The 24256-nt window shown below is 47.1% G+C and carries 25 protein-coding genes and 2 other annotated features; of the genes, 17 read left to right on the plus strand and 8 right to left on the minus strand.

Features of this window, described 5'->3' with window-relative positions:
* Window positions 1-67 precede the first annotated feature (67 nt).
* From rnz to ACFYU8_RS00355, 4 genes are all read left to right on the plus strand, one after another.
* A complete protein-coding gene (rnz, locus tag ACFYU8_RS00340) occupies window positions 68-1009 on the plus strand; it encodes a ribonuclease Z (protein ID WP_390296966.1) in 942 nt (313 codons plus the stop codon).
* A gap of 28 nt (window positions 1010-1037) precedes the next feature.
* Window positions 1038-1262, plus strand: coding sequence for a hypothetical protein (locus tag ACFYU8_RS00345; RefSeq protein WP_390296963.1), 225 nt, complete (start codon window positions 1038-1040; stop codon window positions 1260-1262).
* A 26-nt stretch (window positions 1263-1288) separates the two neighbouring features.
* On the plus strand, window positions 1289-1945 hold the full coding sequence (locus ACFYU8_RS00350; RefSeq protein ID WP_390296960.1) for a YczE/YyaS/YitT family protein: 657 nt from the start codon (window positions 1289-1291) through the stop codon (window positions 1943-1945).
* Between the two features lie 128 nt (window positions 1946-2073).
* Window positions 2074-2163 carry a YjcZ family sporulation protein gene (locus tag ACFYU8_RS00355; RefSeq protein WP_100169674.1) on the plus strand — a complete coding sequence of 30 codons (90 nt, stop codon included), beginning with the start codon at window positions 2074-2076 and terminating at the stop codon, window positions 2161-2163.
* A gap of 111 nt (window positions 2164-2274) precedes the next feature.
* Here ACFYU8_RS00355 and ACFYU8_RS00360 read toward each other — a convergent pair whose 3' ends face one another.
* Window positions 2275-2541, minus strand: a complete 267-nt coding sequence (locus tag ACFYU8_RS00360) for a stage VI sporulation protein F (RefSeq protein ID WP_390296957.1) — start codon at window positions 2539-2541, stop codon at window positions 2275-2277.
* A 187-nt stretch (window positions 2542-2728) separates the two neighbouring features.
* Between ACFYU8_RS00360 and ACFYU8_RS00365 the strand changes: the two genes are divergently transcribed.
* Window positions 2729-3649 (plus strand): S8 family peptidase, encoded by a 921-nt coding sequence (locus tag ACFYU8_RS00365; RefSeq protein ID WP_390296954.1) that lies wholly within the window; start codon window positions 2729-2731, stop codon window positions 3647-3649.
* A 69-nt stretch (window positions 3650-3718) separates the two neighbouring features.
* Here the strand turns inward: ACFYU8_RS00365 and ACFYU8_RS00370 are convergent, their stop codons facing one another.
* The gene (locus ACFYU8_RS00370; protein ID WP_390296951.1) at window positions 3719-4045 is read right to left on the minus strand and encodes a hypothetical protein; all 327 of its coding nucleotides are present in this window, start codon (window positions 4043-4045) and stop codon (window positions 3719-3721) included.
* Window positions 4046-4114: 69 nt separating this feature from the next.
* Between ACFYU8_RS00370 and ACFYU8_RS00375 the strand changes: the two genes are divergently transcribed.
* Together ACFYU8_RS00375 and ACFYU8_RS00380 are read left to right on the plus strand one after the other, a co-directional pair.
* Window positions 4115-4561 carry a YaiI/YqxD family protein gene (locus ACFYU8_RS00375; protein ID WP_390296948.1) on the plus strand — a complete coding sequence of 149 codons (447 nt, stop codon included), beginning with the start codon at window positions 4115-4117 and terminating at the stop codon, window positions 4559-4561.
* Between the two features lie 2 nt (window positions 4562-4563).
* Complete coding sequence (locus tag ACFYU8_RS00380) at window positions 4564-5232, plus strand: phosphatase PAP2 family protein (protein ID WP_390296945.1); 669 nt, start codon at window positions 4564-4566, stop codon at window positions 5230-5232.
* An 8-nt stretch (window positions 5233-5240) separates the two neighbouring features.
* On the opposite strand, the gene ACFYU8_RS00385 is transcribed toward ACFYU8_RS00380, so the two are convergent.
* A complete protein-coding gene (locus ACFYU8_RS00385) occupies window positions 5241-6122 on the minus strand; it encodes a LysR family transcriptional regulator (RefSeq protein ID WP_390296942.1) in 882 nt (293 codons plus the stop codon).
* Between the two features lie 134 nt (window positions 6123-6256).
* Here ACFYU8_RS00385 and ACFYU8_RS00390 point away from each other — a divergent pair, with 134 nt between their 5' ends.
* A complete protein-coding gene (locus tag ACFYU8_RS00390; protein ID WP_390296939.1) occupies window positions 6257-7474 on the plus strand; it encodes an MDR family MFS transporter in 1218 nt (405 codons plus the stop codon).
* Window positions 7475-7755: 281 nt separating this feature from the next.
* Here ACFYU8_RS00390 and ACFYU8_RS00395 read toward each other — a convergent pair whose 3' ends face one another.
* Both ACFYU8_RS00395 and ACFYU8_RS00400 read right to left on the minus strand, forming a co-directional pair.
* On the minus strand, window positions 7756-9144 hold the full coding sequence (locus tag ACFYU8_RS00395) for an amino acid permease (RefSeq protein WP_390296936.1): 1389 nt from the start codon (window positions 9142-9144) through the stop codon (window positions 7756-7758).
* A gap of 502 nt (window positions 9145-9646) precedes the next feature.
* Window positions 9647-11065 carry a sigma-54 interaction domain-containing protein gene (locus ACFYU8_RS00400; RefSeq protein ID WP_390296933.1) on the minus strand — a complete coding sequence of 473 codons (1419 nt, stop codon included), beginning with the start codon at window positions 11063-11065 and terminating at the stop codon, window positions 9647-9649.
* Between the two features lie 197 nt (window positions 11066-11262).
* On the opposite strand from ACFYU8_RS00400, the gene ACFYU8_RS00405 reads away from it, so the two are divergent.
* Both ACFYU8_RS00405 and sda read left to right on the plus strand, forming a co-directional pair.
* A complete protein-coding gene (locus ACFYU8_RS00405) occupies window positions 11263-12474 on the plus strand; it encodes an ornithine--oxo-acid transaminase (protein WP_390296930.1) in 1212 nt (403 codons plus the stop codon).
* 276 nt (window positions 12475-12750) lie between these two features.
* Entirely contained in the window at window positions 12751-12888 is a 138-nt protein-coding gene (gene sda / locus ACFYU8_RS00410; RefSeq protein WP_390296927.1) for a sporulation histidine kinase inhibitor Sda, read from the plus strand.
* A 98-nt stretch (window positions 12889-12986) separates the two neighbouring features.
* Here the strand turns inward: sda and ACFYU8_RS00415 are convergent, their stop codons facing one another.
* Window positions 12987-13490: a molybdopterin-binding protein gene (locus ACFYU8_RS00415; protein WP_390296924.1), complete on the minus strand. Its 504-nt coding sequence runs from the start codon at window positions 13488-13490 to the stop codon at window positions 12987-12989.
* A gap of 407 nt (window positions 13491-13897) precedes the next feature.
* Here ACFYU8_RS00415 and ACFYU8_RS00420 point away from each other — a divergent pair, with 407 nt between their 5' ends.
* The 5 genes from ACFYU8_RS00420 (at window position 13898) to ACFYU8_RS00440 (ending at window position 20146) form a co-directional block, all read left to right on the plus strand.
* The gene (locus ACFYU8_RS00420) at window positions 13898-15424 is read left to right on the plus strand and encodes an AbgT family transporter (RefSeq protein WP_390296921.1); all 1527 of its coding nucleotides are present in this window, start codon (window positions 13898-13900) and stop codon (window positions 15422-15424) included.
* A 129-nt stretch (window positions 15425-15553) separates the two neighbouring features.
* The gene (locus ACFYU8_RS00425) at window positions 15554-16723 is read left to right on the plus strand and encodes a MalY/PatB family protein (RefSeq protein WP_390296918.1); all 1170 of its coding nucleotides are present in this window, start codon (window positions 15554-15556) and stop codon (window positions 16721-16723) included.
* Window positions 16724-16801: 78 nt separating this feature from the next.
* Entirely contained in the window at window positions 16802-17734 is a 933-nt protein-coding gene (gene glsA, locus ACFYU8_RS00430) for a glutaminase A (protein ID WP_390296915.1), read from the plus strand.
* 93 nt (window positions 17735-17827) lie between these two features.
* A complete protein-coding gene (locus ACFYU8_RS00435; RefSeq protein WP_007725848.1) occupies window positions 17828-18109 on the plus strand; it encodes an Fpa/YlaN family protein in 282 nt (93 codons plus the stop codon).
* Between the two features lie 108 nt (window positions 18110-18217).
* Window positions 18218-18458, plus strand: a binding site (T-box leader).
* Window positions 18459-18508: 50 nt separating this feature from the next.
* Window positions 18509-18748 (plus strand) — a binding site (T-box leader).
* 63 nt (window positions 18749-18811) lie between these two features.
* Window positions 18812-20146 carry a sodium-dependent transporter gene (locus tag ACFYU8_RS00440; protein WP_390296911.1) on the plus strand — a complete coding sequence of 445 codons (1335 nt, stop codon included), beginning with the start codon at window positions 18812-18814 and terminating at the stop codon, window positions 20144-20146.
* Window positions 20147-20204: 58 nt separating this feature from the next.
* On the opposite strand, the gene cax is transcribed toward ACFYU8_RS00440, so the two are convergent.
* On the minus strand, window positions 20205-21248 hold the full coding sequence (gene cax / locus ACFYU8_RS00445; protein WP_390296908.1) for a calcium/proton exchanger: 1044 nt from the start codon (window positions 21246-21248) through the stop codon (window positions 20205-20207).
* A 102-nt stretch (window positions 21249-21350) separates the two neighbouring features.
* Here cax and ACFYU8_RS00450 point away from each other — a divergent pair, with 102 nt between their 5' ends.
* On the plus strand, window positions 21351-21617 hold the full coding sequence (locus ACFYU8_RS00450; RefSeq protein WP_106837709.1) for a hypothetical protein: 267 nt from the start codon (window positions 21351-21353) through the stop codon (window positions 21615-21617).
* 56 nt (window positions 21618-21673) lie between these two features.
* Here the strand turns inward: ACFYU8_RS00450 and sleB are convergent, their stop codons facing one another.
* A complete protein-coding gene (gene sleB / locus ACFYU8_RS00455; protein ID WP_390296904.1) occupies window positions 21674-22441 on the minus strand; it encodes a spore cortex-lytic enzyme in 768 nt (255 codons plus the stop codon).
* 154 nt (window positions 22442-22595) lie between these two features.
* On the opposite strand from sleB, the gene ACFYU8_RS00460 reads away from it, so the two are divergent.
* Window positions 22596-24224, plus strand: coding sequence for a thiamine pyrophosphate-binding protein (locus ACFYU8_RS00460; RefSeq protein WP_390296901.1), 1629 nt, complete (start codon window positions 22596-22598; stop codon window positions 24222-24224).
* Window positions 24225-24256 lie beyond the last annotated feature (32 nt).

Genomic DNA, 24256 nt, shown 5'->3' on the forward strand with positions numbered 1-24256 from the left:
AGGGTGAATGCCTAGAGAGCGAGACAGGCACATGATGAGAGAGGGCCACAAAGGAGATGGAAATAGCGTGATCGTAACATTTTTAGGCACCGGATCAGGTGCACCCACTACGCGAAGAAATGTGAGTGGGATCGGCTTGCGATTTTTACAGGCTGGCAAGTGGTGGTTGTTTGACTGTGGAGAGGGGACTCAGCACCAGTTACTACGAGCGCCGATGAAAATTAGTCAATTGGATAAAATCTTTATCACTCATTTGCATGGGGATCATTTGTACGGACTGATTGGACTGCTTGCGAGCCGGTCTTTGCGCAATACTGAACCGACTCCGTTAGAATTGTACGGACCACCAGGGCTCGACCGATATTTTCGAGCTGTCATGGAGGCAAGTCCGGTTCATTTGCAATATCCATTGGAAATAAAAATCGTCAGTGAAGGTGTAATCTACGAGGACGAAGAGATCGTGGTGAGTTGTCGAATGGCGAAACATCGCGTGCCTTCTTTTGCTTATGCCGTGATGGAAAAGGAGAAGACAGGAGCTTTTCAAGTAGAACTGGCAAAGCAGGCCGGGGTGCCGTCAGGGCCGCTATTTGGAGCCTTGAAGAGAGGAGAACAGGTCACGCTCGAGGATGGTCGAGTTCTGGACGGAAAGGACTTCGTTGGCGAGCCGCAGCCTGGACGCAAAATCGTCTTCAGCGGAGATACAGAACCAAGCCAAGCAGTCTTGGAGCTGGCCAAAGGGGCAGATTTGCTCGTCCATGAAGCGACCTACGCCCATCACGACAAAGAGCTGGCGACCAGAAGCGGACATTCCACAGCACGCGAGGCGGCTCAAATTGCCAAAGAAGCAGGCGTGAAAGAACTGTGTCTGACGCACTTCAGTCCACGTTATGAAGATGAAGACGGAGATTTTTCGATGGAGGATCTGTTGGCAGAAGCGCAGCAAATTTTTCCGGCGACCCAATTGGCAGATGATCTTGGCAGCATTTCTGTAAAGCGAGAGAGAAAATGAATGATCACGATGGAGGAGGTGGGGGAGCATGAAGCGGATTACCTTTGCTACACCAGAAGAACTTATTCAACATTGTGAGACGGAAGAAGTCAGCCTCGTCGTCGAATATCGAGACGATGAAAACAAGCAACGTCAGGTCATTTTGACGGGAGAGCAGCTTGCAGAGGCACAGACCTACCTGAACTTCTCCAAATCCGAAGCGTATTACCGTAAGGACGGACTTTTTTACGAAGTCATTGCAGGCTGGAAGTAAACTACATCGTCAGGAGATGAGCAGACGTGTCCGGCAGAGGGTTCAACAGGTCGATTGCAGTGCGCTACATGATGTTTGTGCTTGGCTTGTTCGTTGGTGCACTGGGTACGGTACTGGCCATTAAAGCAAACCTCGGGGTAGCACCTTGGGAAACCTTTCACATTGGCCTGCAAAAAACATTTGGATTAACGATTGGCATATGGTCTCAGATCGTAGGAGTCGTTGTCATTTTCGCCACTTATTTGGTGGCAAAATTGAAGCCGAATTTTGGAATGTTCTTAAATATGATTTGCTTTGGCGTTTTTCTCGATCTTATCTTATGGTCGGATGTTATTCCTGAGCTGCAATCTATCTGGGCGAGGCTCTTGATGTTTCTCGTAGGTGTGATTGTTTTGGCTGTCGGGATCGGGATGTATTTATCTCCTTCTCTTGGGGCAGGACCGCGCGACAGCTTCATGCTGGCGATGAACGAGCGTCTTGGCTGGAGTATCCAGCGAGTACGACTCATCATAGAAGTAACCGTACTGCTTGCAGGTGCTGCTTTGGGCGGACCTGTGTCAATCGGCACGATACTGATTGCACTGTTAACGGGACCGATGATTCAACGGACGATTCCGTTTTGGCGTCATGTCATGAAAAAGCAGTATGGACTGCCAGAGCCAGTTGAAAGACAAGCGAGTTAACCTCCTTGCCATTTGCCAGTAACTGTGTGAAAAACAGGGAAAAACGGTCTTGTATAGGCGATGGTCCAATCATTCTTGAGCATTCGCACATACAGTATGACTAGTTGCTGGCAAAGGAGGGAAAGCGAATGAGTCTGTTCAACGGAGGATTTGACGACTTTGCTTTAATACTGGTGTTGTTCGTATTGCTCGTGATCGTTGCTTGCTCTTGCGACTAACGAAAACACTGGGTATCAGCTTGGCATGAAGGGAGAGCGATTTTTCGCTCTCTCTTTTTGTTTTGCAAAAAAAAAGCCTCGCCAAAGAGGGGCGAAGCCCAAAAAATGATCTTATCCGAGCCGATCATGCACTTGCTTTTTTACACTGGACATTTGTTTATCCGAAAGTTTGACACCTACAGCTTTGCTAACTTTTTTGATCAACTCGCTTAATTTCTTTTCGTCTCTCAAGTCTTTCATGGAGAAGTCTTTTGCCAGCGATCGAATATCACCCATCGTCCATTTCTTCTTGCTTTTTTTGTTAATGGTTTTCAAGAGGGAACTTGGATTGTCCTTCGCTTTGAGTTTGACTCTTGCAGTTGCTTTTCCTTTTGCCATGATGTTTCGCTCCTTTCAAAGGAATACGCCTGCCCTATGCAGTTATATGGAAAAGCAAGGGAGTTCGCTTGGACAGATTCACGCGGCAATTCGCCTATTTTGGTCAACGTTGTGCAATGGCCTAAACCCATAGGGGGAGCCGTGACATAGGATGAGTCAGAACGACGCATGACAGGAGGCTAGTAGGTTGAAAATTGTCAGCTTTCATCGGGATACGCCGTTTACCGAGATACTGTCAGAATTGAAAACCAAGGTTCTGTCCAAAACTGAGAGACTTCCATGGCGATGCTATGATGACCTTTCTTGCCTATGTGTCAAACAAAAGATTTTTGAGCAGCATGAGCAGCTTTTTCGAAAGTATAAAGCGATGATAGAAGAGAACATCACAGTAAGTGTCCATGCGGAAGGGGAGGATGAAATTCCGTGGGGCGTGCAATACGTGGGTGCACAGAGATTGTGGCGAAAGGGGCGCGGAGCAGGCGTCAAGGTCGCCGTTATCGATACGGGAATCTCCCGCGATCATTTTGATTTGAAGGATCAAATAAAGGGTGGCATCCAACTTGTGCGCGGCAAACAAAACGGACACGGTACGCATGTAGCGGGGATTATCGTAGCGGAAATGAATCAAAGGGGCATTGTCGGCGTTTCTCCAGAGGCCCATTTATATGATGTACGTGCTTTTGATCAAGCGGGCAACTCATCTTTGTCTACCATTTTGCAGGCCCTGCAATGGTCGATTGCCAATCGGATGGATGTCATCAACATGAGCTTTGGCATGCCCCAGCATAGCGAAGCAATGGCGAGAGCAGTTGCTCGGGCCAATCAGCAAGGAATCGTGATGGTAGCTTCGGCAGGCAACGGAGGGGGGGAAGCGGAGTATCCAGCGCGGTACGATGGTGTCTTAGGTGTCAGTGCGATTGATCAAGCGGGAAAATTGGCAACCTTCAGTGCAAGAGGCAAGGGCGTAAATATGAAGGCACCTGGGGTTGATATCCTGTCTACTTGGCCGGGGAATCAGTTTAAAAAGCTGAATGGCACGTCGATGGCCGCTCCGCATGTGGCAGGGCTGAAGGCGTTAGAAATTGGGCGCAAGCGAAAAAAAGCATAGCGTTCCTTATGAAAAAACAGCTCCGAGGCTAAAAATGAAGCCAAGGAGCTTTTGCTTTTAATAAACGAATTATTGATGGGTTTTGGAGCCATGGTCTTGCTGGACACGGAACCATATATTAAGATCATTAATAACACTGGCCAAATCGTGAATCTCGCTGTTCAATTCGCAAGACCGTACGAAATTTTCTTCTTCGGACATTTGATTAGTTTTCTCAATAATGACCTTCTCTACCCCGTGTATTTGATCCGGAATGGTCGCGCGGATTTCTTCCCATTCCAGTAATATGTCCGCTCTTTCTAGATTCGAATAATCTTCCCATTCCAGATGCAGCACGGGAAGACGTATACCTAGCCGTTCATCATGGATAAATTGATAGCGCAAAGGTGAACTCACTCCTCTCCACCTCCATCATACCAAAAATGAATCGGTACGTGGAGAGAAATACACATGAAAGGAGATCCCATGTCAAAAGGACGTGTTCTTATCGATGCGGACGCTTGTCCGCGCCAAGCTCTCTTGACTGCCCAAGCATTGTGCAAGGAGCTCGACTGGATCTGTTTGACCTTTGCCAGCTATAATCATCAAATCGGCAACGAAAATCATGTAACGGTAGATGCTGGCCCACAAGCGGTAGATATGAAGCTGGCGAACGAAACGAGCTCAGGGGATGTCGTGGTGACGCAAGATATTGGTCTGGCAGCACTCATTCTCGGGAAGAGAGCCTATGCACTGACACCGCACGGGATGGTTTTTGACCCAGAACGGATTACGTTTCATTTGGAAGAACGAAATGAAAAAGCGAGATATCGGCGCGGGGGAGGTCGTACGAAGGGGCCTGCTGCTCGTACGCGTGAAGACGATCAGCGATTTGCTGAGTCCTTGCGCTTTTTGATGGAAAGAGGAGATTAACAATGAATCAGACAACTAGAAAAAATGAATATGTACTCGGAGCACTTACGTTTGCTGTTCTTGCCACAATCATGTTTGCGCTCTATGTAGCGGGTAAAGTGGCAGGTATGGATCAGGCTGCAATCGTATTTGCAGAGTCGATTCGCTCGGAAGCAGGGACTGCTTTTTTCCGTTTTGTAACCAATCTTGGCGGAGGTATGTTCCTTGTACCTGTAGCGGTAATCATTTTCGTTGTCCTATACATAAAGAAATATCGTGTGGAGGCAATGTTTATTCTCATTTCCCTTGGTGCTAGTGAAATAGCAAATGAGCTCTTAAAGCTGTTCTTTGCCAGACCTAGACCGAGTGGCATCAATCTGATTGAGTTGCCGGAGTCCTTTTCGTTTCCGAGTGGTCATGCAATGATTGGACCAGCCTTTTATTGCATGGTTGCATGGTGGATTGCCCAATGGTTTGCGGAGAAAAGATGGTCGTTGCTCGTGCAGCCTGCGGTTTTTATTTTCGTGGCTTTGCTCGCGTCAAGCCGTGTGTACTTGGGCGTTCATTATTTGAGTGATGTGCTTACTGGCTTTTTCCTGTCGATGTGCTGGTACTATCTCCTTCGTCTTGGCTATGAAGGATGGATGGGGAGACGAAGCACGGTCGTCGACCCCATACCACATTCCAGGTAATCACGAAGCTATGTGGAATACCCTAATTCACTCATTAAACTCAGCCATTTTTCTACGCTGGGTTTATTTTTTTTGTCCTTAGGCAAGACGATATACGCTGAGCGTTTGGGAGGCTTATTGCCTGTTATGATCAGTTCCTTCAACCTACCTGCCGCAAGCTCAGCTTTTACGGTAGAGCGCGTCATCAAGCTCACTCCGAGACCTTCTTTGATCAAATCGATGGCGAGCTCTGCTTTGTCTACTGTCAGCTTGGGTACGTAATTACGTGGCAGTGTCTGTCTGATCCACTCGTTGAAGGGAGGGCCCCAATTCACGTACAGCAACGGCAGATTGCGCAGCTCGCGCGAATCGACGTGAGTAGATGCGGCAATGGGGCTCTCTGGACAGCAAACCAGGACAATCTCATCATCCCACGTCGGAATGACCTCAAAGTTGGGAAGGGACGGAGGAACGTACACGATTCCGATTTGAATCACGTTGTCCAGCAAATACTGGATGACATCGGATGAGTGCCCTGTCTTTGTGCTGATAGCAATTTGTGGATACCGATAGTGGTACTCTTTCAAGATCGGCTCGAGGGTGGACGTCCAGATTGCGTTTAAGCTGCCGATCGATAAATAGTCTTCATAAGGCTGGAGGGAAGCGACTTCATTTAAGGCTTCATGGGACAGTTTGAGGATTCTCTCTGCATACGGTAAAAGGGTTAAGCCCGCTTGGGTAATCTCAACACTTCTTTTATCACGAACGAAAAGAGGCTTGCCAACTTTTTCTTCCAGTTGCTTGATTCGCATTGTCACCGTAGACTGGACTAAGTGGAGCATTTCCGCAGCCTTGGTGAAATTCTTCGTCTGGGCCAATGTGTAGAAAGCGCGTAATTGTTCGAAGTCCATACAGTTGGAATCCCTCTTATCTAAATATTTGATTACCATATACAAAAATGTTCGTTTCCCAAATTATACCCTGTTCGCTAAGCTGGGGATATCCTTATTTCATGCGGGGTATCGGGAGAGCGAGGGGTATTTGAATGAAGTGGGAATGGTGGCGAGAAACGCCCTTTTCAGTGAAGCTGCTGTTAAGCACATCTTTTATGATGAATATGGGTTTTTATGCCTTAATCCCATATCTCACTTTGTATTTGACGGGTAGCATCGGCTGGACACTGACGATGGCAGGGATTGTCCTGAGTGTCAGACAGTTCTCCCAGCAAGGTCTTGCCTTTTTAGGCGGTGTGATGGCGGATGCTTTCGGATACAAAGGAGCGATGTTCCTCGGATTGGGCGTACGTGCCGTTGGTTTTGCGATGTTCGCATTCTGTACCGAGACGTGGCACTTTTTTGTTGCCGCGATTCTTTCTGGATTGGGTGGGGCGTTGTTTGAACCCGCTTGTTCTGCTGCCTATGCGATCATTACACCTGAGGCCATTCGAAAAGAAGTATTCTCCCTCCGCAATGTGCTTGGTAATATTGCAGTTGTCGGTTCCCAAATAGTAGGGACGGCACTCTCGGCCATTGATTTTACGTACATTTCGTTGTTTGCAGGGGCCGTGTTCGGACTGAATGCAATCGTGATCTTCTTTTTATTCCCACCGATTTGCGCCACTAATACACGGCATAGTATATGGGAAAGTATGTCCACGGTAGTGAAGGACAAGCAGTTTGTAAGATTTACCTTTATTTTGATGGGGTATTATTACCTGAATATGCAGGTATTCTTAACGATTCCGCTGTTTGTTGAAAATGTTACGCATAGCAAGGCGAATGTAGGGATTGTGCTTTCTGCGCTCTCGCTGTTTGTGATATTGTTTCAGATGAAGGTTACACAATTGCTGGAGGGTTATCAGCAAAGGCTTACCTTGATTGGTATCGGGACGTTGTTTATGAGTGTGGGACTATTTCTGTTCACGTTTGCCGATTCATTGTGGCTCATTCTCTTGGATGTTTTCCTATTTGCACTGGGTAGCATGATTGCGGTACCGAATCTGGTGGATGTCGTTCCGCGTTTTGCTCCCAAGGACTTGGTGGGCGCCTATTACGGTTTCAATGGGTATTCGATTGCCATCGGGGGTTCTTTCGGACAGATAGCGGGAGGATGGGTGTACGATGTAGGGCTGCGCATGCAAACACCGTGGCTACCGTGGACCATTTGTTTGGTCATCGGATTTTGGGTGGCCTGGATGCTGCATCGCATGGAACAACAAACCGGACAAATCGGAAATGGTCTAAAGAAAATAGCTCGATCGTAAATATTTTTGGGCGAAATGAAACATTTTCCATCGTTCATACGTATATAACGATAGAGATGATTGGCGCAAGAAAGTGAGGGAATTTTATGGAAGATATGAAAAAGCTCAAGCGTATGTTGCTGGTAACGAGTTCCCTTGGATTTGCAGTCTTTGCCATGGTAGTCGTTACGGAAATTGTCCGGATCTCATTGTAGCATTGCCAAGCTTATCGCATCGCATATAAAACATGAAAAGCTTGCAGTCCCTTATTGAATGAGGGGGCTGCAAGCTTTTTTTTGGCTTTAGGCTTCGAGTTTCTTTTTAAAATGGAATTGATACACGCATATCGCAATGATCATGAACGGAACTCCGCAGTACAAGGCGATGCGCTGTTCTGGATCGAATGCCAGACTCACGAGAACGAGCAAGTTCAAGATCAAGGAAATCAAAGGCAGGATCGGGTACAAAGGTGTACGGAACTTCAAATCCTCCAGCTTGCCGCCATTTTTCAGGTAATGGCGACGGAAAGCGAGCTGTGAAGCGGAGATGGAGATCCATCCTATCTGTGCGCCGAGACCAGCGATGGACAACAGTACCATGAACACCGTATCTTCTGCAAAAATACCAGACAGTAGAGACAAGAGAGCAATTGCAAACGTAATCAACAAGGCGTTCATCGGAATCCCTTTTCCATTTATGGCCCCAAGCTTTTTCGAAGCCATTCCTTCTTTGGACAGGGAGTAAAGCATACGAGTTGCTGCGTACAATCCAGAGTTGGCTACAGACAGAAGTGCTGTTAGGACAACGAAGTTCATAATGTCAGCCGCATAAGGAATCCCAATACTGTCAAATACGAGCACAAATGGACTTTCAATCACACCCGCCTGTTGGTGTGGAATCATCCCTGCCACAATGGCAATCGCCAGAATGAAGAATACGAGTGTGCGCCAAACCGTCGTACGAATGGCTTTCGGAATTGTCTCCTCTGGATTCTTACTTTCTCCGGCCGCAATCCCGATCAGTTCGGTACCTTGGAAGGAGAAGTTCACAGTGATCATCGTCATCAACAAACCTGTAATTCCAAAAGGAAGAAGAGGGCTTTCTGTAAAGTTGGAGAGCATTGGCGCAGGCTGACCGTTTTTCAGGTCGATGAAGCCAAACATCGCCGCTCCACCCAAGATGATGAACAAGATGATAGCGCTTACTTTAATGCTGGAAAACCAGAACTCGGATTCACCGAACGCTCGAGCTGATAAAGCATTTAATGCGAAGAGCACTACACCGAAGATCGCGCACCACATCCAAACAGGTGAGTCAGGGAACCATCGTTGCATCAGCAGTCCTGATGACAACAACTCTAAAGCAACGGTCACGGCCCAACCAAGCCAATACAACCAACCTACACCAAACCCAAGTGCTGGGCTAACAAAGCGGGTCATATATGTTTGGAACGAACCCGCCACTGGCATGGCAACTGTCAGCTCGCCCAGACATAGCATAGTCAGGTACATGATAAAGCCGCCGACTAAATAGGAGAGAATGGCACCAACTGGTCCTGCCTGACTAATTGTATAACCTGATCCGAGAAATAACCCGGTTCCGATTACGCCGCCAAGGGAAATCATAAAGAGGTGTCTGCTGTTCATCGTTCGTTTCAATTGATTGTGCTGTTCCATGTTGCTTGTGGACATATAACCCTCTCCTTCACGCGAGTATGCTAAATGGATGTATGCGTTTTCAGGCGCGATAGATATATGCTCTGCAAGAATGATACCAAAAGAAATATTTTATGAAAATAATATTCTTGAGGTGTATACTACCAAAAAGTGCAAAATGATTCGGCAGTTAATGCAAAATAATTAAAAAAACGCCAAATATCTTGGCGTTTATTGAACTTCATGAGATTACATGAAAGTTTTTAGAAGGTAACGATAAACCAACAAAACTGTTGAGAAGAAAAAGCGCAGGGCTCGTAGACCTTGACAACGCCTACCCAGTCGGAACTTCAAAAAGGGGACCACGCTTGTCGAACACTTCTTCCGTGAGAAGCTTCCGCCCGTAGGGTGGCTTTGGCTCGACGGTCCCCTTTTTGAAGTGGAGACGGCCAGTGACTCCTCCATGCTGGCGTGTCAGAGTCGAAGAGACCTGTGCTTTTTCCTCCTCTCCACTATGTTGACTCAAACTAGAAATGCTTTATCCCTTGATCCCCAACTTACGCAAGCGATACTGCAAGCTTTGACGACTGATTTGCAATTCCTTAGCTGCTCGAGAAATATTTCCATTATAGCGTTCCACAACATGGTGAATATATGCTGTTTCAAATTCTTGCATGGTTTCCTTCAACGGTTTTCCTTCGTCCACAAATGGCAACGCGTGAGGGGAGGGTTGCTCGACCGTCACGGAACTGGCTGGCGTACGACGCAGAAAGTGTAAGGGCAAGTGTTCATAACGAATGGTTGATTCGTCAATCATCAAATTCATGGCCCCCTCAATCAAGTGTTGAAGTTCACGCACATTACCAGGCCAATCGTGCTGGATAAAAAATTGCAGAACCTCGTCACTGATGCCTCTTACTTCCATTTGGAACAGCTCATTGTATTTTTCGATAAAATGGCTCACCAGCATCGGAATATCTTCCTTGCGTTCCCGAAGCGGGGGGAGAAACAACGTAACGACTCCGAGGCGATAGTACAGGTCTTTTCGCAAATGTGAGTTCGCGATTGCCTCAACAGGATCTTCATTAATAGCCGCAATGATGCGTACATCGATCGTTCGATCCTTTGTGTCACCAATGCGTCTAATCGACTTCTCTTGCAGAGCACGCAACAATTTTGCCTGTAGTGGCATACTAAGCGAGTTGATTTCGTCCAGAAAAAGTGTTCCGCCTTCCGCTTGCTCAAACAATCCAGGTCGCTCCACTGCGCCGGTAAATGCTCCGCGAGCAGTTCCAAACAAAAGCCCTTCGATCAGGCTATCTGGAAGAGCAGCGCAGTTTTGTGAAATAAGAGGACCAGCTGCACGCAGACTGGCATTATGGATGCTTTGCACGAACAGCTCTTTCCCGGCACCAGTTTCACCGACTACCAATACGGAAGAGGAGGTGCGTGCTGCGCGTTTGGCATTCTCTATGACATCGAGAATAGGACCGCTTCTCCCGATAATGTGCTCGAATGTGTAGCGTGACCCGTTTTTTTGCAGCAGGTTTTCTCTGATCAATCGTTCCATTTTGGTGACATCATTTGCGATTTCCATCGCGCCGATGATCTTGCCGTTTTCAATGATGGGGTACGTATTGTTGATGGTTGAAATTTCTTTTTGTATGTCATTAAAATACGTTTGGCGTGTATTGCGAATGCTATTTCCGGTACGCAAGCATGTGAGCAAGGTACTTTCCTGTCCTGACGGGAACTGAAAAACCTCTGCCAAAGGTTTGTGCAAAACGTTTTGTCTGGTCATTGATTCCAGCTCGGTCATTTTGGAATTGTAGACAATCGTTGTCCCTTCCGAATCGATGACATGTACACCTTCATTCATTCTGTCCAAAATATGTTCATAAATGCGCAAGAGAGTGTCAGGTGAAGAATTATGCGTAGAAGACGACACCGTGGTCACCAGCCTTTCCTTATGATGGTATCATAGCATAAAGGGAATGAGTGCAAAAACATTATGCACTGCAAAAGAATAGGAACATAATATGCAAAATTATTTTGCTTATTTGTTCGGATAGGATCGACTTTGTAGGGGTTTTTCTGTTTGGCATCATTCTTGCTAGATAATTTTAGCAAGTGATCTTGAAGGAGGCTAACGACATGAGTAAAACAAACGTGGTTATTGAACAAACAGAAAAATACGGTGCGCACAACTATCATCCGCTACCGATCGTTATTTCCAAAGCAGAAGGCGTATGGGTATACGATCCGGAAGGTAATAAATATCTGGATATGCTGAGTGCATATTCTGCGCTGAACCAAGGGCATCGTCATCCACGTATCATCCAAGCTCTGAAAGATCAAGCTGATAAAGTAACGCTCACTTCCCGTGCTTTTTACAATGACCAGCTGGGTGAATTCTACGAGAAGCTCTCTGCGGTAACAGGAAAAGCAATGATCCTACCAATGAACACCGGTGCAGAAGCAGTAGAGACGGCACTCAAAGCGGTTCGTCGTTGGGCTTATGATGTGAAAAAAGTACCGGAAAACCAAGCAGAAATCATCGTATGTGAAGGCAACTTCCATGGCCGTACAGTTACAGTGACGTCCTTCTCGTCTGCAGAAGAGTACAGACGTGGCTTCGGACCATTCACACCTGGCTTCAAAATCATTCCTTATGGAGATATCGAAGCACTTAAGCAAGCGATTACACCGAACACAGCAGCATTCATGCTGGAGCCGATCCAAGGGGAAGCAGGAATCATCATTCCACAAGATGGCTTCTTGAAACAAGCACAAGAGGTATGTCAAGCAAACAATGTACTCTTGGTCAGCGATGAGATCCAAACAGGCTTCGGTCGCACAGGTAAAATGTTTGCCAGCGATTGGGAAGATGTAGTACCAGACATGTACATCATGGGGAAAGCTCTTGGTGGCGGCGTGTTCCCGATTTCCGCAGTAGCAGCGGATAAAGAAATCTTGAGCGTTTTTGAGCCAGGCTCCCACGGTTCTACCTTTGGCGGAAATCCACTCGGATGTGCAGTTGCCGTAGCAGCTATGGATGTATTGGCTGACGAAGGTCTTGTACAGCGCTCCCTGGAAATGGGCGCATATTTCATGGAGAAATTGAAAGAAATCAACAACCCGATCATCAAGGAAATTCGCGGTCGCGGTTTGTTCATTGGCTTGGAGCTGACAACAGCGGCTCGTCCATATTGCGAAAAACTAAAAGGACTGGGCCTCCTGTGTAAAGAAACACATGAGACGACCATTCGCTTTGCACCGCCACTCGTCATCAGTAGAGAAGACCTGGATTGGGCAATTGACCGAGTCAAGCAAGTTCTGCACGTGACAGAAGCTGCAAACGCATAAAAACAACGACAAAAGCCATCCTGTAGAGGGTGGCTTTTTTACTTGAAGGCCAATTAAGACAGAATAGTCATATCATTCGTTCGACAAAATTCGACTGGCTGTGGATAAAAGGAAAAAAACATCCACAAAGGAAATGCTTGGATGCTTATGAGTTACACACAAGTTGCCCACATGTTACCAACAAGATGTCCACATCGCTTGTGGATATCCGAACGGTTGTTCGATGCGAATGCTTCTGATACAATGGGCTCATATTAGAGATGGAGGTGAGCAAAGGTGAAATACTTAAGTGACCAAATGTTGATAGAAGTATATCATCGCGCTACCGACCTTCAACTAGATGCAGCTTTTATCGAATTGCTTCGCGAAGAACTACAGCATCGAAATATCCGTATTACACAGTTCAGCGCCTAAGAGCAATATCATCACACATACGTAACATATGGCAAAAGCCATCCTCTTTTTTCGAAGGAGGATGGCTTTTGTTCTGTGGGAAATGGCTTATCTTACGCTTACTCGGTAATAAACTCCAAAGCCGTAATTCCTTTGATCGGTGCTTCATTTGCTAGCAACACTTCAGGCAAATAGAAGTACACAGGGCCATCGTCTTTAATAGGCTTGCCGTCTTTAGAGAATTGCAGGATGGCTCTTCTTGCCTCTACAAGTGGAAGAACGATCGCCTCCTGATCCTGACGGTGAAGACGGACATGAGTCACCTCTGGCAGGGGCTCAGCATTTGTAATGAAGGGATCAAGACGGATTCCATACTCGCCTTCGAGCACTTTACGTTCTTCAGCTAAGCTTTTTCGTTCGGAAGGAAGTGTAGCCCCCTCGCGCAATTCCTTATCCCACTGCGTCCCCGTGCCATGCAAATACTTTGTTTGCGTAGCTAGCGAGCTATCATCTTCGCCCGCGTATGTTTTCAGATCGAATTTGCGTTCATCAAATACCCAAACGGTTGGATCCAATGTAATAGGGAAAGCAATGGCCCCTTTGAACACGATAACATCAGACATACGTCATTCCTCCGTGATCATTCATTCTCGATTTCTATTTTACTATAGACCTGCAAATGACAGCAATTATCCAAAAAGCGAAAATTTCATAAAATAGTCTAAAAATTATTGACATGCATTTTCTAAATTATATAATCATATTAGAAAGTAATTATGTGAGAGTGAACTTTGCCTACAGAATTTGAACTTCTGCTGAAAAGTTGGAGTCACAAAAAAGGCATTGTGTACAAGCCTTTCGATTATTGGAAAGGCTTTCACGAAAAAAAGGAAGCTCACTTCGTCTTTCTCCCGCAGAACCATCAACGGTGATGATCGCTAGAGAAGGCAGACCAAATCATTCATCCCGAGGATGGTTGCCAAGCCGCAAGAACATTCAGGGAATTCAAACGACTTATGGGGGCGAAACTATGGCGAAAGGCACGAATGTGCAAGCAGATTTGATGAAGCAAAAAGGTATCTTAAAATGGATTGAAACGGTAGGCAATAAACTCCCGCATCCATTTGTGTTGTTCATTATTTTGTGTGGTTTATTGATGGTAGTCTCTGCAATCCTCGCAGCTATGGATTTTTCGGTTATGCATCCTGCAAAAGGCGAAGAGGTTGCAGTGAAGAGTTTGCTCAGTGTCGAAGGAATTCACTGGATTTTAACGAGTATGCTGAAAAACTTTATTGAATTTCCAGCACTTGGTCTTGTTCTGGCGATGACGCTTGGAATTGGACTGGCAGAAAAAATCGGTCTTTTGACGACTGTTCTACGCAAAATGATGGCAGGTATTCCGGCATCAGTTGTCAGTTACGCAATTGTCTTTGTCGGTATTTTGGGAAATCTTGCTTCTGATGCAGCCATGGTTATTATTCCTCCGCTTGGCGGTCTTGTGTTCTTGGCAATGGGGCGTCACCCGATTGCAGGCTTTGCAGCTGGTATGGCTGGTGTATCCTCCGGTTTTACAGCGAACTTTTTCATCGCCGGTACAGATGCTCTCTTGGCAGGGATCAGTACCGAAGTAGCGAAAACGATTGATCCGAACGCAATGGTTACGCCAGTAGATAACTGGTTCTTCATGTCAGCTTCCGTTGTAATCCTCGCTTTCTTTGGCGGATGGATTACCGATAAAATTATCGAACCACGTCTTGGCACGTATCACGGCGATCGAAACGTACAATTCGAAGAAGTAACTCCTCAAGAAAACAAAGCACTGCGCAAAGCTGGTATCGCAGCGTTGATTTTCGTGGTGATTGTAGCATTGCTGGTCGTTCCAGAAGGATCGCTGTTGCGTGATCCAAAGACAGGTGACTTCATGACATCACCGTTTTTGAAAGGAATTATTCCAATCATCCTGCTGTTCTTCGTGACCGTATCGTTCGTGTACGGTAGAGCAATGGGACTGATTAAAACATCGAAGGACATTCCGCATTACATGTCCGAAGCAATCAAGGATATGTCCGGCTTTATTGTGTTAGCGTTTACAGCAGCACAGTTCATCGCATTCTTTAACTGGAGCAACATCGGTATCTTGATGGCTGTCAATGGCGCAGAATTCATGACAAACATGGGTTTGACAGGCTTGCCGATCATTATTGCCTTTACGCTCTTCACGGGTATCTGTAGCTTGTTTATCACGAGTGGTTCAGCACTGTGGGCGATCCTCGCGCCTGTATTCATGCCAATGCTGATGCTGTTGGATTACAACCCGGCGTTTATCCAGGTCGCTTATCGGATTGCGGATTCCGCAACCAATACGATCTCACCTGTGAATCCGTACATCCCGCTCTTCCTGGCTTTCTATCAGAAGTATAATAAGAATGCAGGAATGGGTACGATTTTCTCTACCATGACTCCATTTGCAATCGTTTTCCTGGTTGTTTGGATCTTGCAATTGACAGCTTGGTACTTCCTGGATCTCCCGTTTGGTCCTGGCGTATACGCTCGCTAAACGAATCATAGTAAGAAGAGAGTCGCTCATCGGGCGGCTCTTTTTTCGTACACTTCAAGCTTGGACAATTGGAAAAAGACGGTTTATGCTGTGTGTATAAGTGTGAGGGGAATTAAGGAGGGAACGGACGTGTACGATTTTGATCAGCGCATCGAACGCAGAGGGACAGATAGTGTCAAATGGGAGATTCAAAATCCGAAATGGAACGGTGAAGGGATGCTTCCGCTGTGGGTGGCGGATATGGATTTTGCTTGTGCTCCTGAAATTACGGAGGCGTTGATCAACCGGGCGAGTCACCCGATATACGGATACACCTTGAAGTCAGATGCCCTTTATCAGAGCTTGAAAGAGTGGATACACAAGCGATTTGGTGTAGAAGTAGAAGTGAGCTGGATGACAGGGATACCTGGAGTCGTTCCCGGCATTCACGTAGCGGTAGAGGCTTTTACAGCCCCTGGAGATGGTGTCTTGATCCAGACGCCTGTGTACCATCCTTTTTACCATGCAGTCGAAAATCGCAAACGTCACGTCGTTACCAGCCCACTCGTGGAACGTGACGGCCGTTATGAAATGAATTGGGATGATCTCGCACAAAAGCTGAGCGACCCGCGGGTGAAGCTCATGCTGCTCTGCACACCGCATAATCCGATCGGGCGAGTATGGACCAGAGATGAGCTGGAGCGTTTGGGAAGATTGTGTGTAGAAAATGGCGTGATTGTGGTGGCCGACGAGATTCATTCGGATTTGGTCTATGAGCCAAATGTTCATACGCCTTACTATTCACTGGCACCGGAGCTGGCCAACCAGAGCGTCACCTTCCTATCAGCCGCCAAAACATTTAATTTGGCTGGTCTGTATACTTCTTATTTGATGACAGAAAATCAGCAGTTATTGCGAGACTTCACAATCACAGCATCCAAAATGGGCTATGAGAATCTGAATCTGTTTGGGATGGAAGCAACAATTGCTGCCTACCAACATGGAGAAGCATGGCTTGCGGAACTGTTGATCTACTTGCGTAGGAATGCAGCCTATGTTCATGAGTATTTATCGACTCGTATTCCTGGGGTATCCATGGCAATTCCAGAAGCGACATATTTGGGGTGGATGGATTTTAGGCAGCTAGGACGTAGTGAGGCGGAGTTGAACAAGCTCATTCGCGAGGATGCAAAGCTCGGTTTGCACGATGGCACGACATTTGGGCGGGACGGTGCAGGGTTTATGCGAATCAATTTTGCCTGCCCCAGATCTATTCTAGTCGAAGCGATGGAACGATTGGAGCACGCCGTTCAGAAGTAGGGTCAATTTGACATGGGTAATGTAGAAATCTACAATCGAATCTATACACATCGACGTAATAGACTGAGGGGTTTTTCGATGGATCTGAAACGAGCCTCCGAACAATTGGAGCAAGTACGCAACCAGTCACTTGAGTATACAACCAAGGGGAGTGTAGCGTCATACATCCCTGAATTGGCAAAAGTCGATCCACATCAATTGGGAGTGGCTGTATGCTTGCCCGATGGGACGATATTTTCTGCTGGGGATGCAGATGTACCTTTCTCGATGCAAAGTATCTCCAAAATTTTCTCTCTGATCGTCGCCTTGTGCCAGAATGACAAAGAATACGTGTTTCGGCATGTGGGGAAAGAACCTACTGGCGACCCGTTTAATTCTATTATTAAGCTGGAGACGACCGAATCACATAAACCACTGAATCCGATGATCAATGCAGGGGCCATTGCGGTTGCGGGCATGATTCGCGGTGCCAACGTGGACGAGCGGCTAGATGCTGTCCTGGCTTTGATGCGGAAAATGACGGGAAATCCTCAGCTTTCTATCAATCAGGCTGTTTATTGTTCGGAAAAGAAAACGGCAGATCGCAATCGTGCCCTTGCGTGGTTTCTAAAGGACAGCGGTATACTGGAAACGGATGTGGAAGAGACACTTGATCTGTATTTTCGCCATTGCTCGATAGAAGTAACCGCAAAGGAAGTAGCTACACTAGGGATGGTGCTTGCAGCAGACGGAATTCTCGTGAATACGGGCGAGCGAGTGATTCCGGAAGCGGTAGCGCGAATCTGTAAGACCTTCATGGTGACTTGCGGGATGTACAATGCCTCTGGTGAGTTTGCTATTGACGTAGGAATCCCAGCGAAAAGTGGGGTTGCTGGCGGTATTATGGCAACAGTGCCACAGCGAATGGGTATTGGTGTGTTCGGACCATCTTTGGATGATAAAGGAAATTCGGTGGCGGGTGTCAAGCTTCTGGAGCTGCTCTCAAGAGAGTGGAAGCTTGGTATCTTTTAGCTTCTTGCAGTTGATCTACCTTCTCCCCTTTTCAAATGGCCCAGAATCGCGTACTATGTATGATAAGGATGGAGGCAAACGGAGGGATAGGTTTTGACAGAAATTAAGGTTCCCGATCTGGAACAAAAAGCGCTAGCGTTGCTTCAAGCAGACGCCGACAAAATTTACAAGCTGATCGACGTACAGATGGAAAACCTGACCATGCCGCAGTGCCCACTGTATGAAGAAGTGCTGGATACCCAAATGTTCGGGCTTTCTCGTGAAGTAGAGTACGCGGTCCGCTTGGGACTGATTAGTGAAGACATTGGTCGAGAAATTATGGGTTCATTGGAACGTAAATTGGCCCATCTTCATGAACTGTTTAATCAAAAGTAAGGCGAGGAGAGCGGTGATCATCCTCGCTTTTCATTTTGTAGAAAGAAAAAACGCTTGCCTATTTCGTATATTTATATTAAATTAAATTCTATAATTTTTTATTAATTTTGAAATGCGATGACGGAGACTAGTATGCGGAATTACCGCTTGTCAGGGAGAAGCTGCCTTAGACTGAAAGCAGCTTTGAAGCGCGCCCCGTAGAATTCCCTCCTGAGCAGCCCTCTTAATGGCTTTTGCCTAGTAGGAGGAATCGGGTCATTCCCGTTATCAATGATGGAGAGAAGTGCGAAGGGATTTTTATATCCCGTGCACTTAATCAGGGTGGTACCGCGAATAACTCGTCCCTTTTTTGGACGGGTTTTTTTTATTTTCGCAAGACGCCCCACAATCGAATAATAGAAACAAGCAAGGATAGAGACTAGTAAACGGACCTGCTGCATGACAGGGAAGGCTGCCATAGACTGAGAGCAGCCCAATGCTTAAGCCCCGTTGAATTCACTCTTGAGCTGACCTCTGAACGCAGGCGCCGCCAGTAGGAGAGTCCGGGTCATACCCGTTATCAATGACGAAGCGAGGCATCGCCTATAAGGGATGTCTAAGTAGGGTGGTACCGCGAGAAATAAGTAACTCGTCCCTTTTTGGGGCGGGTTTTTTTGTATCCATTTTAGGGCATAAAAAGAACATCTTTGGAGGGTGAAAAATATGAAACAAGCCGAACAATGGACGAGCAGGCTCGGCTTCATCTTGGCAGCAGCAGGCTCGGCGATCGGACTGGGGGCCATTTGGAAATTTCCTTATATGGTTGGAACGAGCGGTGGTGGAGCGTTCTTTCTGCTATTCATCATCTTTACACTAGCAATTGGTCTTCCGTTGTTGCTAGGAGAATTCACAATCGGACGCAGTACACAAAAAGAGGCGATTAGTGCGTATAAAACAATCGCGCCAGGGTCACTCTGGCATTGGATTGGTCGCCTTGGGGTGATCACTTGCTTCTTGCTCTTGTCCTTTTACAGTGTGGTAGGAGGCTGGATTCTTAGTTATCTTCTTCGCGGGTTTACTGGTCAATTGCAAGGACCAGCTTATGATAAAGTGTTTGGTGACATTATCGGAGATCCTGTTGGTGCAGTAGTTGCCCAGTTAGTTTTCATGCTTATTACCGCATGGGTAGTAGCGAGAGGTGTACAGAGTGGAATTGAGTCCGCTAACAAGTACATGATGCCTGGTTTGTTCCTTTTATTCATGGTATTGATGGTTCGTTCCTTGACGTTGGATGGAGCGATGGAGGGAGTGTCCTTCTTTCTGCGTCCTGATTTTTCCAGGCTGAGTGCTGAAACGATCCTGTACGCATTGGGTCAATCCTTTTTCGCGCTGAGCGTCGGGGTGTCCGTCATGGTCACGTACAGCTCGTACCTCGCCAAAAACGAAAGTCTGGTTCGTTCTGCCGGATCGATTGTAAGTTTGAATTTGCTCGTATCGCTGTTTGCCGGTTTGGCGATTTTTCCTGCGGTGTTCTCCCTCGGAGTAGAGCCAAAAGCAGGGCCGGGATTACTGTTTATCGTCTTGCCTTCTGTGTTTGAACAAATTGCCTTCGGCGGCATTTTTCTGTTAATCTTTTTGGCTCTGTTCCTTTTCGCTACACTGACTTCAGCTTTTTCGATGCTGGAAATTATCGTTGCATCTCTTGCAAAGGGGGACGAAGTAAAGCGCAAGCGTCTCGCTTGGGTCATTGGTCTGTTGATTTTTATCGTCGGTGTACCGTCGGCTTTGTCATTCGGCGTATGGAGTGAGGTTACGCTGTTCGGCAAATCTATCTTTGATGCGATGGACTTTTTGGTCAGTAATATCCTGATGCCGCTTGGAGCGATGCTCATTTCGATCTTCGTTCCTTTGAAAATGAAGCGTGAGACATTGATCAATGAGCTGGGGGCACATACTTCTCTGGGCAAACGCCTGTTTATCATTTGGCTCCTCATGATTAAATATGTAGCACCTATCGCGATTCTCGCAGTTTTCCTGCAAATGCTGGGTATATGGTAAAAACAAAGAAAGGCTTCGCCACAGTAGGATGGCGGAGCCTTTCTTTTGTGAGAGGGACTTACGCGAAGAAAAAGACCGTACCCAAAATAATATACACGGTCAAGAGAAGTACGCCTTCAAACCAGTTCGTGGCGCCGTCCCGTGTGATGGAAATGGTAATAAAGGTAGCGACTCCGATTGCAGCTAGTTCAAAGGTAGTGAACACGATGTCCATGGGATTGCCTAGCAAGAGACTGATGATGACGAGAGTAGGGGCTACGAACAATGCAATCTGCAAGCTGGAGCCGATCGCGATCTCTACTGCAGCACCGATGCGTCCTTTTAGTGCCAAAAGCAAGGCAGCGCTGTGCTCTGCGGCATTCCCGATGATGGCAATGACAAAAGCACCGACGAATAGCTCCGACCACCCTAACGACTTGGAGACATGCTGTACTCCCTCTACCAGCCATTCCGAGACAACGGCCACGAAAAATGTGGAGACAGCAAGCATCAGGAGAGAGACGCCCTTGGACCATACCGCCTCACTTTCTTGCGGCTCGATATCCGATAAAAAATCGCTGTGGGTAATCATCGAAAAGATAAGCCACAAAATGTAGGCAATGATGAGCAGGCTGGCGATGACGATGCTGATGATCTCCACCTTGATCATAGGCAGATCGAACATGAAGACTGCGGGTATGAACAAAGCGACGATTGCGAGTGTCATCAGGGAAGCATTGTGACTTGCCAGCCTGCTATTAAAGGTTTGTTCTTTGTATTTTAGACCACCTAGTAACGTGCTCAAGCCAAGAACCAACAGCATATTTCCGATGATCGCACCCGTAATAGAAGCTTTGACCATATCGAACAAGCCTTCTTTCACAAGAAAAAAAGCAATAATGAGTTCTGCGGCATTTCCGAAGGTAGCGTTAAGAAAGCCGCCAATTCGATCCCCAGCATAATGGGCGACGCTCTCTGTCGATTTTCCGAGCCAAGCGGCCAAAAAAATGATGGCAAGTGAAGACGTGACGAATTGAAGCATTTCATTTCCAGAAAAATAGTGGGCGTAGAGAGCTAACAGCATGCTCCCGCCTACTAATGAGAAAAAGAGTTTCAGGTTCATATCATCACCTCAGCAGTTTTTACTCATCCCTAGATCCTCATAGGTATAGAGTTCCTGTTCTGGACAAAACTAACCATGAACAAGAAAAGTGAGGTGTTTTTTATGACCCAGCCTTTGTTGTGCCCGACATGTAAATCGAATCGGATGAGGTTCACTGTCATCGAGCAGACCCCTCGCTATATAAGACTGGACCCACAGTCAGGCGAAGTCGTAGCAGAACTCAATCAAGAACAGCTCGATCTGTTTCATCAGCCGTACAAAGGTGAGAACTACATGATTCAATGTGGAGTTTGCGGTACCACAGAACCGGAAGAGCGATTCATCAAAATGGCCCAGCATATGCAATCGCAACGTTCGAATGGAGGCTAGAACAGGAAAACAGGCCCGCAGTTTACGACTGTCGCGCCTGTTTTTTTTATGGGCAGCTAGCGGCAAAAAATGTGTCTGCCGATCTTTTTGATTTGAGGCCGGCTCCAAATCCAACCGGATGTAGCCGTATCCGGATTGAAATAATAAATGGCTCCGTTTGATGGGTCCCAACCTTTGAGCGCATCATTCACTGCTTTTTTGGACTGTTCGTTCGGTGTCAGCCAAATCTGTCCATCGGCCACAGCCGTAAAGGCACGAGGTTCAAAGATAACGCCCGCTGGTGTATTAGGGAAGGACGAGTTCTTCGTCCGGTTCAGAATAACAGCGGCTACTGCCACTTGGCCAATGTAAGGCTCTCCACGCGCTTCTCCATACACGGCATTCGCCATCAAGCGTAGGTCATTCTCCGATACTCCGGCTGCGTGATAGGTAGGCTTAGAAGGCTTAGAAGGCTTCGATGGTGCAGGTGTAGCTGTTTGTGGCACACCGAGATCAGTAGCCGTGGGCTTATAATTTTTCGTTGAGTTGTACAGCTTTACTTTTGTCTGCGCCCCGAGGACACCGTCTACGGTTAAGCCAAACTCATACTGAAAGTTACGCAACGCCCAATAAGAACGCCATCCGAATACGCCGTCTACTTTTCCCGTATAGAATCCAAGGTGCTTCAAGCGATACTGCATTTCACGCACGTCTGAGCCTTCTGCCCCTACTTTGACGATCTGCTTGCTGAATGCATCCGAGCGCACCGGAGATACCATAACCGCAGTCGTAACTAGAAGTGCGAATACTACTACAGCTAGCAGCCATTTGACAGGCTGTTTCATTTTTTACCCTCCTTCGGGTATGGATTTGAATATCAGTTGATTATTGTTAGGTTCTCCAACTTCCGTCATTTTGGCCTTAGTAAAATAATGGAGAATGCGTAGACTATCAGTTGTGAATGTGCAAGGGACTACGTTACGTAAAGGGAGGGTTTTCATGCAGGTCGCGCAATATTTGACGGATCAATTGATCAGATGGGGAGTGAAGCGAATATACGGTGTGGCAGGTGACGGAATCTTTGCCTGGCTGGATCAGATCGCGAAGCAATCCGACATTCAGTACATTTCATGCAGGCATGAATCTGCTGCGGCTATGATGGCAAGTGCGGAAGCAAAACTGACGGGGTGTCCGGCTGTTTGTACCGCGACGATGGGGCCGGGTTTCGTCAATCTGCTGAATGGACTTGCAGATGCGCATACGGATCGCGCACCCGTCATTGCGATTACAGGTCAAGTGGAGACATACAAGCTGGGGGGCGCGTACAAGCAGTTTATCTCACAAGAAGACATGATACGTCCCATCAGTTTTTATTCGACGACGATTACACATCCTGATGCAATCCAAAGTGTTCTGCACAAAGCATTTGTCACGGCTATGCTGCAAAAAGGAGTGACGCATTTCTCCATTTGCAAGGACGTCTTTACCCAGACGACTTCAGATGCTGTCCTTCCTGCACTTCCACGCATTCCACATGCCATTTATCCCGATCGGATGGAGATAGAGCTCACTTGCGAGCAGGTTGTGAAGGCGCAAAAGCCTCTCATACTGCTTGGAATTGGTGCTCGCAAGTCGGTGGATTCGTGTGTGAAGCTAGCGGAACAGTTAGGGGCAGGCCTATTGCTGTCGCTTGGAGCAAAAGGGGCGGTAGATGAATCTCATCCACTTGTGATCGGGGGGTGGGGAGAGGGGGGCAGCGAAACAGCTTTACATGCCCTAGCGGAAGCAGATTTGTTGCTCATTTTGGGAGCGAGCTGGTTCCCCCGCGCTTTTTTGCCAAAGAAACTGTCCGTCATTCAAGTGGATCATCAGCCTGGGTCGATTCATGCGCACCCTTACCTCCAGTCTGTCACGGCCGAATTGGACGATGTCCTGCCTATCTGGATGAGACGGTTGCAATCACGCAGGCTGGATGATGCGTGGCAGGAACAGATCAAACGGTGGCATGGAGAGTTTGGCGAGGAAACAGAGCAGGCTGTTATTCAGCAAGCGAGTGAACAAGTGAAGCCACAAACCTTGATGCATACGCTTGGGAGCTTGGTAAATGAAGATGCGATTATCGTCCTAGATACGGGAGAGCACACCATTTGGTTTAATCGTGCGTTTCGGGGGAAAAAACAGACGCCACTCTTTTCCGGAAAGTGGCGAACGATGGGGTTTGGGTTGCCTGCGGCTGTGGCTGCAAAGCTAACCTATCCTGAGAAACAGGTCGTCTGCGTCGCAGGGGATGGGGGATTGCAAATGAATCTGGCAGAGCTTATGACAGCGGTGCAGCTCCAACTGCCAATTGTGATTCTCGTGGTGAACAACGGGACATTGGGATTAGAAGAGGTCAAAATGAGTCAGGCTGGTTTGATCCCATTTGGAGTGAAATTGCGTAATCCGGATTTTCAGCAATTGGCGCATGCTTGCGGAATCAGTGGGAAGGTCGTCAAAGAGGTACATGCCTTGGAGCCGGTATTGCGGGAGGCGCTCGCAGCAGATCAATTGACACTCGTCGACATTCAGTGCACGTCTCCGACACTAACGGAGAGAAAAAAACAAATTTCCTTCCAAGCCCAAGCATGAATTGTTTATAATGTGAGAAAAGGTAAATGAAA

This window comes from Brevibacillus sp. NPDC003359, assembly GCF_042878995.1.
Lineage (GTDB): Bacteria > Bacillota > Bacilli > Brevibacillales > Brevibacillaceae > Brevibacillus.